Origin of the sequence: Streptococcus mitis (genome assembly GCF_946188695.1) — a bacterium.
Lineage (GTDB): Bacteria > Bacillota > Bacilli > Lactobacillales > Streptococcaceae > Streptococcus > Streptococcus mitis_DF.
Window position 1 is genome coordinate 1 of the sequence record NZ_CAMHWI010000026.1, and the last position, 17,389, is coordinate 17,389.

Consider the following 17,389-nt stretch of genomic DNA (forward strand, 5'->3'; position numbering starts at 1 on the left):
TATCAAAAAAGAAAGGACAAATTTCGTCCTTTCTAGATCTTAGCTTTTCTTCAACCCACTACAGTTGACAAAGAGCCAAAAAGAAAACTTCAGACCAATCACAAAAGGTGAATATCTGAAGTTTTCTTTTATTTGTAAGTTATCACCATAAAGGTTAATAGTAAAACGAATAAGGCCAAACTCACCAATAAGGTGAGCACCTTTACCAAGGTGTTGCTCTGCCAGTAACTTGGTTTACCAATATTACTAGTCGCATCCATGGAAAATAGTTGATTTTGACGGGGTTGTATGGTTACCAATACAATCAAAGCAATAGATAGGACAATAGCTAAAACAATCAGTATGTCAATCATAGACCTACCTCAAAATTCCTATCAAAGTAAAGAGTAAACCAATCAGAATCATTAAACCCAGCAAGAGCGAAAAAGTCTTACTAATCTTTTCCCCTCGGGTTTCTTTTTCCTTCTTGATAGGTTTTTGTTTCAACTCTTCCATGCGACCTTCAACGTCTTTGTAAAATAAATCTTCCTCTGACATATTAGCCTCCTAAAACAGTTTGCATGGTTTCCTGATATCGTACCAAATCAACATAGTTGGCATGTTGGCCTTGTTTGCCAAGTGCCTGACGCATTTGATCAACATCTGAAAGGGCCAGTTTAATGGTTTCAACCAAAGCAGAAACTTCACTACTTTCAAATAGATGTTCTGGAGCGATATAAAGTCTATTGTGCACCGTCTGATTAAATCCAAGAATCAAGAGATTGTGCTCAAAGGCCTGACGCACTGCCTGCAACAACTCATTGCTGTGATTGATATCCAAGTAAATATCCGACAGTTGATAGTGCTCCTGAATCTTCTGTGGACTGGCATTTTGATAAAGTACGACATTAGGATAACGCAGCATATCTAAGAGCTTAGAAGACATCTCTGTCACCGCTGCGATACGGAAAGTAACATCAGGCAAGGCTTCTACGATTGCTTCTACTTGCTCAATCTGATCGGAATTGGTCAAGATTAAGGCATCTCGTCTTAGGAAATTATCACGTTTGAACTGGTAATGGTAACCCAAGTGCACAAACTGATCATGGTATTTCTCATCAGTCAATTCTAAAGCGCGCTCATAAGTCGCCTTATTGGGAATGATGATTTTCTTAGTACGCACATTATCACTTTCCAAAATCAACTGCATATTACCTGGAATGGCATCATAGAGAGGTTCCTGCCAAACCAGGATATCATGACCTGATTTATCCGGAAAATGGAAAGATGTCAAAAACGAGGTAGATAAGCTATTAAAGATAATGTGGTTAAGATTCACATTCAAACCTTGTAGGAAATCTATGATAAAAGCTACTCGATTAGAAAAATGACGCAAGCCTTGTCCTTCTAAGGTCAAAAGAATATCACCTGTGATATGGTTTTCCAAAATAACTTCCTTTTGATCTACGTCCCGATAGGAAGTCATAATAGCTTGACCAGAAACATCATAGGTGGTTTTAGCAAAGCAAGTTCCGAAACGATTATAGTGATCTACTTGAAAAATCCGACCTGTTGGTGTTTTCCATTCGACTTTTTTTACCAAACGCGCCTGTAAACCATCTGCAAAATGAATTACTGCCCGTTCTTGATTGAGATCGTTAATCATTGCAGACTGATTATCGCCAGCAATTTCCCAAAAGTCTGGTACAGGAACTTGGTTAAAGTATAAGGGTTTACCACTGTCATAACCCAAATAATAGGTAAAAGGGGAGACAACTCCATCCGGTAAGAATCCGTCTGGTTCAATAACCACAGCCAAATCAGACAGTCCAGCTTCAGTCAGACTATAGTTCAAATCTTGGCTTTCTTGATTATATACATCAAATAACTGAATCATCCACTACCTCCTTGATTGTTTCTTCCCATGTGTTTAGAATCTCTTGAGTCAAGAATGACTCTGCTATCTGGTATGACTTCTCTCTCATACCTTCCAAACGATTCTCCAAATACAGTTGGCAAATCTTTTCTGCATAAGCTTTCTTAATTTGATCTTCTACATGATCAGATGAACTTGGAATCAAGTAGCCATTTTTACCGTCTTCAATGAAAGTTTGATTTCCATATGGAACATCAAAGCCAATCAATGGCAAACCTGAACTAATAGCTTCCATCAAGGTCAAACCAAATCCTTCGCTAGTAGAAGCTGTCAAATATACCTCATACTGACTATAAATCTGCGAAAGTTCCGCATGCCCCTTGAGCTGAATATAATCCTCAGCCTGATGATTTGCAATAATTTCTCGAAGAAGAGAATCTTCTCCACCGCTCCCATAAATATCAAAAGTTAGTTCCGGTAACTCCTTATGAGCTTCAATCACAGCTTTCACAAGCCAATCAATGTGTTTTTCCTTGGCTAGACGAGAAGCTGTAATGAGAGAAAATGGTTTACGACTCTCTTGTGGTTTTGTTAATTCATCAACACTTCCAACTGGAATGGTTACAATCTTAGGAGCATGCGTAGTATAGTGGGCAAACTGTTGCTCTAAGACTTCCTTTTGGCGATCCGTTGAAACGATAAAAAGATCAACCTTATCTGCATTGGTAAACTGATAGTCATAGTAGTTGTTCCAAAGGATATAGTCATCATTGGTCGCATTTTCACTGTAATGCTCCGCATGAACAACTACCGCTAGATGCGCCGCTTGCGCTTCTTCAAAGACCACCTGACCAATCCCTGTCTCACGATCCAAAATCACTAGATCTGATTTACTTAAACGAAGAGTCTTCATGAAATAACGTATCAAGGCAGGCTTCCCATATAAAATTCGATCCTTGAAACGGTAGACTTCTTCAGTCCCTTGATTCATGAACATATCATAAGCAGAAGTACCATCTTCATTGTAGAAGGTTCTTTGATAGAGTGTCGCCACATTGTCCTTAGGAGCAAAATATTCTGTGCAATAGCGTGTGTAAGAGAAGTAATCTTTGCGTACAAGATTACCTGCAAATACATACTCTACATGTTGAACAAGATCCTTTTTCTCATCTACTAAATAACAAGTGATAAACTTGTCTTCGTCAGAAAAGAAAATACGTAAGACCTTGCCATTTTTTTCCCTTCGTTCCTCTATACCTTCAAAATAAGCCAAAACATCATCCACTGTCACGCTAGTCGGTGCAATCTTAATATCAGTGAAATGATTATAAAGCCAGATAACTTGATCATCATCAAAACCAATATTGGCTGTTAAGTGCTGAATATTATCGGCTAAAATCATATCTGTAAAGATAAACTTCGACGCCAGTTTCAGTCTACGAAAAATACCAGCACGATAGGCTTGAGCGTATTCAACACCACTACTAGCCCAGCCAATTCCTAAATTTATATTGTAAATTGTCATATGTTCCTCTTTTTATGGGAAATGAGTCATAATCTCACCTTTAGGAGTGACTTCAACCAAGCCCATCAGGAGATTACGCACCATATCCGCACGGATTTGTTCTTTCATAGCTTCAAAGCCCGCATAGGCTTCTTGATAATACTCTACGATTGGATTTTTCTGACTAGCAGATTGACCACCGATAGCCATAGATAACTGTTGTAGATAGTCTACCTGCTCAACCCAGTTGTCATCAATAGCCTTGAGCATAGAGAGTCGTAAAAACTGTTCATACAAGCCATGTTGCTCAAGCAATTCTTTCTTTTCAGAAAGTTCTCTATCAATCACCTGCTTCATAAAGCTACGAACTGCAGTTTTGTCAGTCACATCTATATTATCTGGAACCTCTTTAATATGAAAACTAATATTGGTAACGAGGAAGTGGAAGAGTAACTCTCGGCTTTCATAACTTGAAGAGGTCACTTGCTCTATGTAGCTAGCAATGATTTTCTCAACAACATCCTCTAAGTCACGAGAACCATCTATTAAACGATTTCTTTCTTTATAGACCATATCCCGTTGAATATTCATACTCTCAGCATATTCTAGAGTCTGACGACGCGCCGAACGGCCAGCACTATCACTTGCCTGCTGGGCCCTTTCAACTAGTTTTCGATATTTGCGCCCTTTCAATACTTCCGGTTGAGTCATATCTTTAACTTGGTAATCTTTGTACTTTTTATGCACCCAAGATGGCCCAAATTTCTTAATAACATCATCTTCTAAGGATACAAAAAACTTACTCATACCAGGATCTCCCTGACGGCCAGAACGTCCACGAATTTGCAGGTCGATCCGTTGACTTTCCATCCGCTCCGTCCCAATGACAATCAAGCCTCCAAGCTCTGCAACTCCCTTACCAAGCTTGATATCCGTACCACGTCCTGCCATAGATGTAGCCACTGTCACAGCCCCCATCTGACCTGACTCAGAAATAATCTGAGCCTCACGCGCTGCATTATTAGCATTTAGGACATTATGAGCAATCCCTTCTCTGAGCAAGAGTGACGAATAAAGCTGAGACATTTCAACTGAGCCTACAAAAACGAGTAGAGGATTTCCCTTAGCATGGTATTCCTTGATGTACTCCAAGGATGCATACACTTTTTCAGGTAAAGTGACGTATAGATTATCTGGATAGTCAATCCGTTGTCTAGGACGATTGGTTGGAATACGTACTACAGACATATTGTAGGTTTCAATAAACTCTTTTTCTGCAACCTTACCTGTTCCTGTCATACCAGATATCTTATTAAACATCTTAAAAAGGCTCTGATAGGTGATTGAAGCCATGGCCCGTGTTTCTGGAGATAATTTGACATGTTCCTTTGCTTCAATCGCCTGATGGAGTCCTCCCTGCAGTTTAGTCATCTCTAATAGACGTCCTGTTCCCTTATCAACGAGTACCATCTCATTACCACGAATGACATAGTCCTTGTCTTTAGTAAAGAGTTTATGGGCTCGAATCGCATAAACTAAATGGCGAGCAAAAACCGCATGTTCTTCCTTGTACAAATGATCTATTCCTAAAAAGCTTTCAGCAGTCTTAGCTCCCTTAGTAGTGAGCCAGATCTCATCCTTTTCCTCCTTAAAGATATAATCCTCCCCCTCTACCAAAGTCGTTACAAGCGTATCAATAATACCATAGTAATTAGATTGAACACGGGGAGCACCTGCAATGATAAGAGGTGTCTGAGCACTATCTAGTAATATATCATCAACCTCATCAATAATAACATAATTGAAAGGTTGCAAAAACTTACCTTCTTGATTAGAAGCTAAATTATCATTCAAAAAATCAAAACCTAAATTGCTATTAGTTGTATAAATAATATCCGACGCATAAATTCTTTTTTTCTCTTCTGGTGTCATCTGCTCTTTAGGATCATCTGTAAATGGGACTCCAATTGTCAATCCTAAGAAGCGGTACACTTGTCCCATCTCCTCAGCATCCCGTTTGGCTAGATAGTCATTGGTGGTAATCAGCATGGTACCTTTACCTGTCAGGGCATTGAGATAAACAGGCATAGTGGCTGTCAAGGTTTTCCCCTCACCAGTATTCATCTCAGCGACATTTCCCTGATGTATAACAATTCCTCCCATTACTTGGACATCATAGGGAAACATGCCCAATACGCGTTTATCCGCTTCACGAACAACTGCAAAAGCTTCAACTAAAATGTCGTCTAAAGTCTCCCCCTCAGCAAGACGTTGACGGAACTCCACTGTCTTAGACGCTAATTCCTGGTCTGAGAGAGACTCCATCTTTTCTTTAAGAGCATTAATCTTTTTTAAAATCCTTTTGACTTTTCTAAGTTGAAAATCTTTAAACACGATTCATCTCCTCAATAGAAAAAGAATAGAAGTCTAAAGACTCAAATCCAGCACTTAGAAGGGAAACTTGATAGGTATAGGTATCTGCTGGATAAGTAAAATCAAAAACTTTCATTTTTTCAATCTTCTCTTCAATAATATCCCCATATCTATCCAAAAAAGAAATTTTTATATATATGCCATTTTCAGGATGACAATCAAAATTCATGCACAACTGATAATCCTGTTTTCTTTTAAGTAAAGGGAGACTAGGCTGGGCTCTAAAGGCTTGATAGTTCACACTTGAGAACCAAGTTTTTAAGATTTCTCCTGATGGCACCAAGGGATTAGATAAACTAATGTGTTTATCCTTATGATATATTATTTCGCTACCATACATAAATGTACCCTGTACTTCTCCCCAAGAGATACTTTCTCTTTGATTAATAATCATTTATCTCTCCTTTTAAAATCCTCTTCCAAGATCATATTATAAAAATGTAAAAACCAAGTAACATTTGTACCCGTATCATCATTGTGTCGCCCCGATGTACCCTTAGATAGAATCTTAGCGCCTGTATAACAAAGATGTTCTACTAACTGATCATATGCCTTACTGTCCATATCTTCGTCTTTCATATAGGAGAGGCCAAACGTTGTCTGTGTAAAGTTAGCCTTTTTAAACACATTCCAAAAACGTCGATCTAAATTTTCCATATCCTGGTAGCTAACTCCTCCAGTCTGATGTCTCAAAATATCAAAACTTGTATTAAAAACTCCAGGTGCCTCTATGCGGCCCCGTCTTGCAATAGTTCCAACATTGGCTAATGGCTTACCAACAATAACTGCATGCGGTTCAAAAACTGCCCCATAGTAGAGCGATGGAAAGGTTCCCATTGATAAACCTGATAAAATTAAATCTTTAGAAGTCAAACCAAGATAGTCTAAATAGTATTGAATTGTTTCCTTAATCTTATTTTCTAATTCTTCACTACCAAGGTAAAAAGCTCCCCCCTCCAAACGAGGATCTGAAAAAAGAAGAAAAGGACATCCTAAATTTTTCATCATGAAATATCCTTCAAAGCCCTCTGCAGGACGATATCCCGCAAAGTATACTGCCAAAGGAGGTTTAAAGTCTCCAGGATGAAAGAAATAATTAATCTCATCACGTATACTATCGTGTAAAATATTACCACCAAGAACAAACTTTCCAAACTGTTTTCTACTCCAACGCTGGTGAAGATTCCCTAGTTTAAGTTTCCCTTTGCCTCGTGCCTCAATAGATACCGTTATATAAAAACTTGTTTCCTTATTATCTATAACAATCGCTTGTTGAAGGTCATCCTCACTATAAATTTCCTCCTCAAAAAATTCGTCAACAGCCCCAGACCATATTTTGCGAATCACTAATCTAAACTCACAATCCCCTTGTTTTTCGTACTCTAACCACAATTCAATAGGGAGATTTTCTCCAATCATGGTATTGTAGGTCCAATGGGCAACCTGAGAAAAAGTATCACTAAAATTTCCCTCTAAAGTCACATGTTCAAATCCTTGATAGGAAATAGAACCTTCAAAAGAGGGATGTATTTGTATTGTTGATGGAAATAATTTATCTCCGTATCCCCCGCCAAAGAGAGAAGTTGATAAATCATTTAGTAATTGCTGGGGTTCAGAGAAATCCATAGCTTGAGCACATCTCTTTTTTAAGAAATCAAGAATACTCAATTCTGTCGTTTTAAAACCTTGATCATAAAAAAGAGTATAAGGTGCAATCTGATCACTAAAAGGTAGTAAATCAGCTAGATACTGACCATCCTCTATCAAGATTGCATGAAAATTTGTGATGCTATCCATTTCCATCATTTTACGAAGGGCAAGCGATGAGTTGGGACAGAAATAGTACCAATACATATTTTCAGGAATATCATAATGATGAGCCCAATTATCAATTCCTATCTGTAGGATTTTATAATCCTTTGACATCTGTAACCTCCTCAATCCAGTGATGCAACTTATCTAAGAATCTTTGTCCTGTGTGTTCTTTGATTTTATCAATAGAGTATACTAATGCTTGATTCCACTCTTTCAGTTTATCTGTATAGTAATGTGCCGCCTTGGAAAATTCTGTCACATCTGAAATCAAATAGCCGTTTTTCAAATGTTCCACATAGACGGTCTCAACTAGATTAATCTGAGGAATTCCCGCACTGATACCTGCTATTTGAGTGTAGAGGTGGGGTTGTTTATTGAGATCCACAATCAAACGAACAAACTCGAGTGTCTTAATCAAATCCAATTCATCATTCATATTGACAAATTGAAAACGCAGTTCTTGCTCCTGGTTTTCCTCTAGGGGATTTTCTGCACCACCATAGTCTAGGCCTTTTTCCAAGCTGTCAATATGGATTTGTCTCTGAATGATTTCATTTACAAGGCTTTCCACTTCATCCATTTGTTCCTGACTAGCAGAGAAGGCTCCAAATATGACTTCTGTATTTTTGGTTTCAGCAATAAATGATAAAACCTGAAATAGAGCTTGTCTATCAATTCCTTCCGAAAAATCTAATTGATAATAAATTATCGATTCTTTTCGAGTCTGACTTCGACCTAGTCGTAAACGCGTATCAAAAGGAGAAAGATGATGAAATTTATCCGATAGTTCAGGATACAGGTCCTGCAAGAGTTGTAAACTATCCTCTCTATCCACTAAGACTACATCTGCCTGTTCAAATGATGGAGCTAAGTTTTTAAAATTAACTTGAGAATTCCGATTAATGAAAAGACTCAAAATTTTAGCAGTATCACTTTGTAAACAGCTGAAGAGCAATTGGTCATGATGGGGATGAGAAGGAATGATAAAAATATCCTGTTTTTCCTGTTTCCTTTGCAGATATTTATCAAAATATTCTACAATTAATTGACTTATATCAGCGTAGTGAAGCTGTTTAAAACGGTAACCAAATATTGGATTTACCTCTACTCGGCCTCCCTCATTTAAATACTCCCTAAATCGCCAAATACCTTTAGGATCTAAATAGTCTTGATAGGTAGGCTGGCCATTATCAAAATAAATGACACTAGACACAAAGCCACGATCGTCCATTATATAATGTGTACTTATTTGCCCATCGAGATCAAAATATTGGATTTCACTGATAAATCCTTCTACACCATGCTCCACTTTAGCATATTTTTTACCATTTTTTTGTACTACTATTGCAAAAGGACTATAAATAAATTGACAATCACTATCCCACTCTATATCTCTTATATTCAGAACCTGGCTGTGTATATCATGCAAATCTTGCAAATCATCAAATATAGGATAAACTTCTGTCTCTAAGACACCATGTCTGTGTAAAAAATAACGTAAATGTGGCTGATAGGATAATACTAATAGTCGAGACGGTAGACCTTGTCTTTGAAAAAGTCTAATTTGATTAAAAGTATCATCAAATTCAAGTTTAAAGTGAGAATAGTACCACGGAGTCAAATCAGCGTGCCATTGACGATTTGAACCATACCAAGCTGGAATAAAATAATACATGATATCCTCCTAAATCAATGGTTTATAAGTTTCATTTAATCTCAAAGCCTTCATTTCATCTTTGATTGTAAAAATCATACCACCAAATATCATAAATAAACCTGGAATCATAGCAATTCTTAATAATTTTTCATCAGCTAATACAAACAGCATAGGAATACCTGCCATTACCACATTAAAGAAAGCGCCTATAATAGAGAAGCGAAAAATTAGTCTATTCAAAAATCGACCGGTTTCTTCACCAGGATAGATTCCGTATATATATTCTCCAGATTTTTTCATACGTTCTGCTATTTGTTCCCCACTCATATTTACAAATGCAAATAGGATACTAAAAAGAAAAAGAAATCCGATATACATATAAATCCAAAGTGGTTTCCCAACTGTATACTTAACTGAAATTTCAGAGAGTACTGAATTTGCAGGGAAAAGCGACTGTAACAGCAAAAAAATATAGGTAGGTAAAGCTAAAAAACTCATCAAATACATGTAAGGCATCCCTCCAGCTGGGTTAAGCATCACTTCAAAATATGAATATCTCTTAAAACGACTATTTAAACCAATCTTATTAACCGGTATGCGATAGCGAGCTCTATAAAATAAGGCTAATAGATAAGCAAAGAAAACTCCCATAAGACTTAAAGATACTAAAATTGTGGTTGGTATATGCACAGCTCTAAATGCTTCAATCAAATCCTGTGGAATATTTAAGACCATACTAGTTAACAATATAACCATAGATCCACCAATCCCATTACTAGCATTAATATCAGTTAACCAAATGGAGAAAAAAGTCCCTGCAACCAATAATGTTGTATTCAAGAGCAGGATAAGTTCAGAAGAGTAAATTTGTTGAACAGGAAGATTTAAGGAAATAGCTAAAGATTGAATGATAGCTATAAACAATGTTAAATACATCTGACGCCTATCCTGAATTTCCACCGACATTGATGTCAACCCTAAACTCTTTGAAAAGGAAAACATCTGCCACAAAATCATTGAAGACATCCATGGAGAAATACCAACAGAAAGCAAGGAAAGACTACGGAGATTCCCACCTGTAAGAGCCGTCGAAAAAGCAAGATAAGCTGTTGAACCACCTAAAAAATCCTTACTATTTACATCAATAAATGGTAACGTCAAATGACTTCCTAACACATAAATAAAAATCAAAAAGAGAGTCACTAGACCTTTTTTTAATATAGATGAAAAATAGTTTTTCATGAAAATTCCTTTCGTATTTTCAATTATAAAATAAATATTTACTACCAATAGTAGCAATATTTTCACAAGATAACTCAGATAATCAAGATGAGAATTCTCTCTAGTAGGATTTAAAATAAAGTATTAAAAAAACTAAGTTTTAACTGAAAGACTTCGAACTAAATAGTGTCTATTTTTGTTCAAAACATAATCATTCTTCATCCATTTTTCTAAATCTAAATTAAAAATCTTATCCTCTTTAACAAATTTTGGAATAAAATATCGGAAAAAACAGATTAAGTTAAATTATATGGTCAATGATACTCACGCAAATTATAATTTGTTATTTTCACATTAATAATTTCTGATAATAATGACTTCAAACGTTTTCCATAAGTAAAAACCACTTAGTTGGTTAGTCGCCATTAAAAATATAAAATTTTAAAACGATTTCTTTCATTGCTATACTTATAACTCTCTCATTTATAAATTTAGCATTAAAATATTGAACTCTCTAAGATATAGATATTCTAGAAGTCTGATTTTTAAGGAAATTATTCCATATCTCTACAATACTTTCCTCTAAGTACTCACTCGCCAACTGATAAGAATTGCTATGAAAATCCTCCATATCTTTAGAAGATAGTTCAACTAATCTCTGAGCCATATCCTCTACCAACTCCTGATCACTTCTTCCTTCAAAAGGAACTAAATAACCATTTTTACCATCTAGTATAAAGGTAGGATTACCATATCTCACATCAAATCCAACAATAGCCAATCCTGCTCCAACAGCTTCCATCAAAGTCAAACCAAAAGTCTCAGTTGTAGAAGCTGTTAGATAAATACTATGTTTTATGTACTCGTCATCCAATCTCGCATATCCTTTTAGATGGATATAATCCTCTGCCGAATATTCGCAAATCAACTCTTTCAACCCATTATATTCCATACCTTGACCAAAGATAGAAAAATCAATATTCGCACCCTTTTGATGCGCTAAAACAACTGCTCTAATAGCTAAATCTACTCGCTTTGAATAAATCAATCTTGAAGCCGTCATAATTTTTTGTGGTTGCCTAACTTTGTCTGCATATTGTAAAGAATTCAAACTCCCTACTGGAATAGTATAAATTTTGGGAGCTTGCTGTCCTTCTTTTTGAAAAGACTCCTTCAAAATTTCTGCCTGTAACTTAGTAGATGTAATCATAAAGTCAAAACGATTAGCATACTTTACAGGGTAGTAATATTCATAGCTAAAGGGATGCTCACCAAAAGTATGTTCCGAATGGAACACTAGTCCTAGTTTTGCACCTGATGATTGCTCCAATAGTGGACGAGCAAAATCAATATTCGAAGCCCTATCCATCAGAACAATATCTCTTTCTTTTAGGTTGAGCTTATTTATAAAAAAAGTTATCAGCTCTTCATGTGTTATTAGTCTATTATCTTTTAATAGATAAAGACGTTTCTCTTTCTGAGAAATTTCCTCTAATGCTACACTTCCGTCTTGGTTATGATAAACACGTTTTCCTAGTTCAGCTGAAATGTGATTATTTTGATAGTTCAATACAAAATAATCAGTTACTAGTTTTCTTGTAGAGTACATTTCCCTTCTTAGTAAATATCCTTCTGAAAAATAATCCACATACTGAACCTTATCTAAATAATATTTACTGTACCGAAAAACGATAACTTCTCCATTATCTAGTTTATAAGATTGACTTTCGTCAGAACTATCAATTTGTTGTGACTTCTCCAATCCCAAAAGCATTTCCATCTCACTAGAAGAAAGAATGGGTTCTGTTACTAACTGATCCGTAAACAAAAGTTGAGCAAAAAGAAGTTCATTGTATCGATAACCTTTGGATAAAAAATAATCTAATTGATCCCTATTTGGCCAATGGGTAAATACAAAATATGTCTCTACACCTAACTTGCGAAACATTTTAAGGCGATGTGCTTGTGCAACATCTACTCCATTTGGTTCAAACCCTAGCAATAGATTAAAATTATAAACAGTCAAATTTTCTCTCCCATCTACCAAATAAACTACGATAATCTTCTAAACTAGTTATCCCTAATATTTGAGCTTGATTTCTAGAAAGTTGATAATACTTATCAGGATTTTCTAGAACTTGGCGTACATTTTGAATGAGAGACTCTATTGTATCGTAACAAGTTTCTAATTTTTTATATTCTTCATGATGAGTCAGATTGTCCAATGTATAAAGTAATATTCCTCTTTCAACCGCACGTAAAGAAGAGGCAAGAATTTCAATATCATACTGAATATCAAAATAGAAACTACTGCTATCCAGTAATTCTTGAAAAAGTCGATAACTCATTCCTGGATGTATGTGCATATTAGAATAGATAGATAAATTAGTAATACGACTTCCCATCTCTGTAACTGCTCCTACATGGAAATCAATCTCTGGAAATTGAATCAATAATTGTTCTAAACCTTCTATCCATTCAGAATTTGTAATAATCATAGCTTGTGGCCTAACCGGAACTGGCTTATTTAAAGCAAACCCATATAGATGTGTGTAAGGAGAAAGATCAGAACTTCGAGGGGACATTACTAGAACCTGATTAACTCGGTCTGCAATCTTATCAGCCTCTGTTATATCATCTGCCAAATAATAGTAATTTTCTTTCTTTCCTGAGGGAAGAAGCGAGAGAATCTCTTCTCCCAAAATTAAAATATCTTCTCTCTCTACTATCTCTTCTAATACTTTAAGGAGAAAAGAATGACGATTCGGATAGATAGTTGGACTCTGCTGTGAATCAAAGTAAGCTATTTTATCTTGTTGTAACCACTCTACTAGAAGTTCTCTCCCTTCTGAGTTGTAAATAGTTCTCAGTACACTCTTTTCTTCTTCATCTAAAAGTTCACGACAAACTTTCCAGCCATAAGCACTGTAATAATCTATCCAGATGCACGTTTCTTCTTCATCATACCAGTAAACCCTCGCAATAGTACGCTCTGATTGTGGTTGACGGAACTTTATTCGTGCTTTCTTTTTACTTTGGTCATAAACATAACCTTCTAAACCATCTGTCGTTATCTCCCAGTAAGGGGGCAGAGGTAAATTGTTAACAAAGAGAGGTTGACCCTTTTCTTTCATTAGGAAGTATGTCAGTGCTGTCAACTCCCCTTGTTCAAGATTATCTAGATTGTCAAAACAATCAATGTAGAATACAGTTAATGATTTCTCTAGCTTTTGAAAAATCTCCTTAATTTTTGGAACTTTATCATCTGTTTTTTTTGCGATTACAAACATCTTTTACTTTTCCCATTCTCTTGATAAATGTATCTAAATCTTGCATCTTGAGATGCAAGATCTTTACAAATACTTTCTGAATCATCCGTTGAACCATCATTAATTAAAATAATTTCTAAATTTTGATAAGACTGGTATCTTATACTATCTAAGGCTAGTTCTAGATAAGGTTCTACATTACACACTGATACGATAACACTAATTAATGGTTCTGTTTGCATTCATTCTACTTATTTTCTAGAGTATTCAAATAGTTTTTGATATGCTGAATCATCTCTTGAACATCCTGATTTTCAAAAACATAGTGAGATATTTCACGTCCATGATTTGTTGCTTGGAAAGAATAGAAAGGAATTCCCTTATCTGCTACTTTTTGGATAATGTTATAAATTTCACCCTCATAGTTTATATCTAGATAAAAATCTAACTGATTGAAAACTTTTTCATGCGTCAAAGGATCAAAGCAGGGAAAAAGTGTTACATTTTTATACTTTTCCAACATTAAAATTTCTGGTGCAAAATAGCAGTGGGCCAAAATATTAAAATTCACTTGTGGAAGAGCTTTAATCAGATTCTCTGCTTCATGCAAGTTCACGGTATTCGTATAAATAGCTGTTTGATAAGGAGGGAGTGAAACAAGAGCACTCCATCCTTCTTTGGCAGGATATTTTCTAAGTATAACATCATCCCAAGACAATCCATAGTAAAACCACCATTCTTCTCTGAATCGATTAAAATGATGTTGATGCCACGGCTTCAAGCCTGTAGTATAGTGAATGACAGCTGGTTTTCCTTTAAAAAGATCATACCAATCCGTATCACCCAGTGTAAATTGCTGACTATCTGACCCCACTTGAAGATTATAGGTTAGAGGAAGATGATACCAATTATCCTGAAAAGCAAGATTCAAGATTCCTTGATCCCCATAGACATCATGATGATGTTCCGCAGTCAAATCAAATAACTGTTTCACAACATCTTCCTCTCTCCATTTTTTATTATCTATCAATAATAAACCAGAATTAAACTTATCCGATGTTGTCGGTAAATCCTCAACTGCAGCAACAGGACAATCTTGCATATCTAGTTCAAATAAACTTGATAAATCCTGTGTCACAATCATATCACTATCCAAATACAAAACCTTATCTTCTACTACATGGTGAGGAATTAAATACCGAAAATAGGCAGCATAGTTTAAATGTGCTGTTGGAAGTTTATAATCTTGAAACATAGCTGAAGAACATCTAACGTTTATAATTTCTGAATCTATTTTTTCAAGATGATCATCTACTAACCGAAACCAATCAGTTGGAATATCTTCATTTAGAATATAAAACTTAATCTGCTTCATATGGCTACATATAGATTTAATTGTTGTCTCTAAATAACTCACATAAGCTTGATTTGCTGCAAGAACAATTACTTTCTTATACATAATCTCCCCTTATATTTCCCATTCCATCTAAAATACCAAAAGTAAGAAATCTCTTCAAACGTATTTTATACCATATATAATACAAAACATATTATATCAAAAAAACAGCTATTTTCCAACTTATACAGTAATAATCATCCCATAATAAAGTATACTAAAAATCGATATTTATGATACATCAGATGTATGATATATCCATTGTATTGTAAGCACATTGGATATAATCAACTATTGTTAATTGCGAAGGAACAAAGTCCAATTCTTGTCGTTGAATAGTCGCTCCAATCTCTTTTTTAGATTTCCCTGACAGTCAGGACAAATGCAGCATTCTATAGTAAATTGAAACAAGAGTAGGACAAAAGAGCTTCGTAAAAAGTATTACAACTTGGTAATACCTTTTTGAGGTGCTTTTTGATATGAGCTCATGTTTTCTCAATAGGATTGTACTCAGGTGAGTAGGGAGGAAGTGGTAAAAGTTTATGCCCAAATTCTTCACATAAGAGCTCTAGCTTACCCATTCTATGGAATCTTGCATTATCCATAATAATAACTGATGGTTTGTTTAAGGTTGGTAAGAGAAACTTCTGAAACCAAGCTTCAAAAAAGTCGCTCGTCATCGTCTCTTCGTAAGTCATTGGAGCGATTAACTCACCATTTGTTAGCCCCGCAACCAAAGAAATCCTCTGATATCTTCTTCCAGATACCTTACCTATTATTAACTGGCCTTTTAATGAGCGACCATATTCTCGATAAAAATAAGTATCGAATCCTGTTTCATCAATATAAACAGGTGCTAAGTGCTTTAAACTATTAAAATTCTTAAGAAATAAAGCTACTTTTTCTGGGTCTTGTTCATAGTAGGTGTGGTGCTTTTTTTTCGAGTGTACCCCATAGCTTTGAGAGCATAGTGGATAGTAGTTAGATGACAGCCAAATTCAGAAGCTATTTCAGTCAAATAAGCATCTGGATTATCAGTAAGATAGTTTTTGAGTCTATCTCTATCAACTTTTCTTGGTTTTGTTCCTTTTACTTGATGGTTTAGCTCTCCTGTTTTCTCTTTTAGCTTTAACCAGCCATAAATGGTGTTACGTGAGATTTGGAAAATCTGTGATGCTTCTGTTATACTACCTGTTCGCTCACAATAGGCGAGAACTTTTTTACGAAAATCTATTGAATATACCATAAGAATATTATGATACATTGTGTACTATTTTTGGTTCATTTTATTATAGTTGATCATGAACTTCTTATCAATAAAATTGGGTCAAAAGAGCTTGACGTCTTCCTTTAGTATTTTTACGTTTGTATGTATTTCTTCTCTTTCAACTGGGAACATCTCCATCTTCCTCAGATGCACGACATGTCAGTATACTAAAAACCTCCAAAAGTTTTTAACTTTTGGAGGTTTACGATAACCTAATTAGTCTATTTCGATTATCTAGAACAAGACTTATTCTTCCTCATCACGTTTACGTCGTTTAGCTACTAAACCTAATCCAGTTAAACCTGCTACAAGTCCTAAGACAGCAGATGAGATTGATGAAGTTTCACCAGTATTTGGCAATTGCTTACGTGTTTTAGCCGTTTCAGTTTGAGGAGCTGGACTAGTTGAATTCGAATGAATCATTGACGTTGAAGTACTTACGCTTGTTGAAGCTAACGTGCTTGCTGATGTACTTGCGCTCGTTGAAGCTGACGCGCTTGCTGACGTACTTGCGCTCGTTGAAGCTGATGTGCTTGCTGATGTACTTGCGCTCGTTGAAGCTGAAGTGCTTGCTGATGTAATCGCGCTCATTGAAGCTGACGCGCTTACGCTTGTTGAGATCGACGTACTAGCACTTGTCGATACGGATGTACTTACTGAATCTGATGCAATAATACTATTGATATCTAAACTATCGAGCGATCTGATTTCTGCAAGCCCCTTACTTGTTACAACAGAAGCACTTGTTGATGCTGACGTACTTGCTGATGTGCTTGCACTTGTTGAGGCTGACGTACTTGCTGATGTACTTGCACTTGTTGAGGCTGACGTGCTAGCCGATGTACTTGCACTTGTTGAGGCTGATGTACTTGCTGATGTACTTGCACTTGTTGAGGCTGATGTACTTGCTGATGTGCTTGCACTTGTTGAGGCTGACGTACTTGCTGACGTACTTGCGCTCGTTGAAGCTGA

Annotated in this window: 14 protein-coding genes and 1 pseudogene; all 15 read right to left on the reverse strand. The window is 35.9% G+C overall.

Annotation, left to right across the window (positions count from 1 at the left end; all coding sequences use genetic code 11):
* Positions 1-128: 128 nt before the first annotated feature.
* A complete protein-coding gene (gene asp5 / locus N8L33_RS09345; RefSeq protein ID WP_261059692.1) occupies positions 129-353 on the reverse strand; it encodes an accessory Sec system protein Asp5 in 225 nt (74 codons plus the stop codon).
* A gap of 4 nt (positions 354-357) precedes the next feature.
* Positions 358-537 (reverse strand): accessory Sec system protein Asp4, encoded by a 180-nt coding sequence (asp4, locus tag N8L33_RS09350; protein WP_261059693.1) that lies wholly within the window; start codon positions 535-537, stop codon positions 358-360.
* A 1-nt stretch (position 538) separates the two neighbouring features.
* Positions 539-1,876: an accessory Sec system glycosylation chaperone GtfB gene (gene gtfB, locus N8L33_RS09355; protein ID WP_261059694.1), complete on the reverse strand. Its 1,338-nt coding sequence runs from the start codon at positions 1,874-1,876 to the stop codon at positions 539-541.
* Positions 1,860-3,380 carry an accessory Sec system glycosyltransferase GtfA gene (gtfA, locus tag N8L33_RS09360; protein ID WP_261059695.1) on the reverse strand — a complete coding sequence of 507 codons (1,521 nt, stop codon included), beginning with the start codon at positions 3,378-3,380 and terminating at the stop codon, positions 1,860-1,862. Before gtfA ends, gtfB begins: the two co-directional genes overlap by 17 nt.
* A 12-nt stretch (positions 3,381-3,392) precedes the next feature.
* On the reverse strand, positions 3,393-5,753 hold the full coding sequence (secA2, locus tag N8L33_RS09365) for an accessory Sec system translocase SecA2 (protein WP_474104148.1): 2,361 nt from the start codon (positions 5,751-5,753) through the stop codon (positions 3,393-3,395).
* Positions 5,746-6,186, reverse strand: a complete 441-nt coding sequence (gene asp3 / locus N8L33_RS09370) for an accessory Sec system protein Asp3 (RefSeq protein WP_101784382.1) — start codon at positions 6,184-6,186, stop codon at positions 5,746-5,748. Before asp3 ends, secA2 begins: the two co-directional genes overlap by 8 nt.
* Positions 6,183-7,718, reverse strand: coding sequence for an accessory Sec system protein Asp2 (gene asp2 / locus N8L33_RS09375; RefSeq protein WP_261059696.1), 1,536 nt, complete (start codon positions 7,716-7,718; stop codon positions 6,183-6,185). Before asp2 ends, asp3 begins: the two co-directional genes overlap by 4 nt.
* A complete protein-coding gene (gene asp1, locus N8L33_RS09380) occupies positions 7,702-9,282 on the reverse strand; it encodes an accessory Sec system protein Asp1 (RefSeq protein WP_261059697.1) in 1,581 nt (526 codons plus the stop codon). The genes asp2 and asp1 overlap by 17 nt, the downstream gene beginning before the upstream one ends.
* A gap of 9 nt (positions 9,283-9,291) precedes the next feature.
* Positions 9,292-10,506 (reverse strand): accessory Sec system protein translocase subunit SecY2, encoded by a 1,215-nt coding sequence (secY2, locus tag N8L33_RS09385; protein WP_261059698.1) that lies wholly within the window; start codon positions 10,504-10,506, stop codon positions 9,292-9,294.
* A gap of 493 nt (positions 10,507-10,999) precedes the next feature.
* Positions 11,000-12,511: a glycosyltransferase gene (locus N8L33_RS09390; protein WP_261059699.1), complete on the reverse strand. Its 1,512-nt coding sequence runs from the start codon at positions 12,509-12,511 to the stop codon at positions 11,000-11,002.
* Positions 12,498-13,775: a hypothetical protein gene (locus N8L33_RS09395; RefSeq protein WP_261059700.1), complete on the reverse strand. Its 1,278-nt coding sequence runs from the start codon at positions 13,773-13,775 to the stop codon at positions 12,498-12,500. The genes N8L33_RS09390 and N8L33_RS09395 overlap by 14 nt, the downstream gene beginning before the upstream one ends.
* On the reverse strand, positions 13,766-13,996 hold the full coding sequence (locus N8L33_RS09400; protein ID WP_261059701.1) for a glycosyltransferase family 2 protein: 231 nt from the start codon (positions 13,994-13,996) through the stop codon (positions 13,766-13,768). The genes N8L33_RS09395 and N8L33_RS09400 overlap by 10 nt, the downstream gene beginning before the upstream one ends.
* Positions 13,997-14,001: 5 nt before the next feature.
* Positions 14,002-15,213, reverse strand: a complete 1,212-nt coding sequence (locus tag N8L33_RS09405; RefSeq protein WP_261059702.1) for a glycosyltransferase family 8 protein — start codon at positions 15,211-15,213, stop codon at positions 14,002-14,004.
* 329 nt (positions 15,214-15,542) lie between these two features.
* Positions 15,543-16,396 (reverse strand): annotated as a pseudogene (locus tag N8L33_RS09415) (IS630 family transposase).
* Positions 16,397-16,663: 267 nt separating this feature from the next.
* On the reverse strand, positions 16,664-17,389 hold a 726-nt coding region (locus N8L33_RS09420; RefSeq protein WP_261059703.1), incomplete at its 5' end, for an LPXTG cell wall anchor domain-containing protein.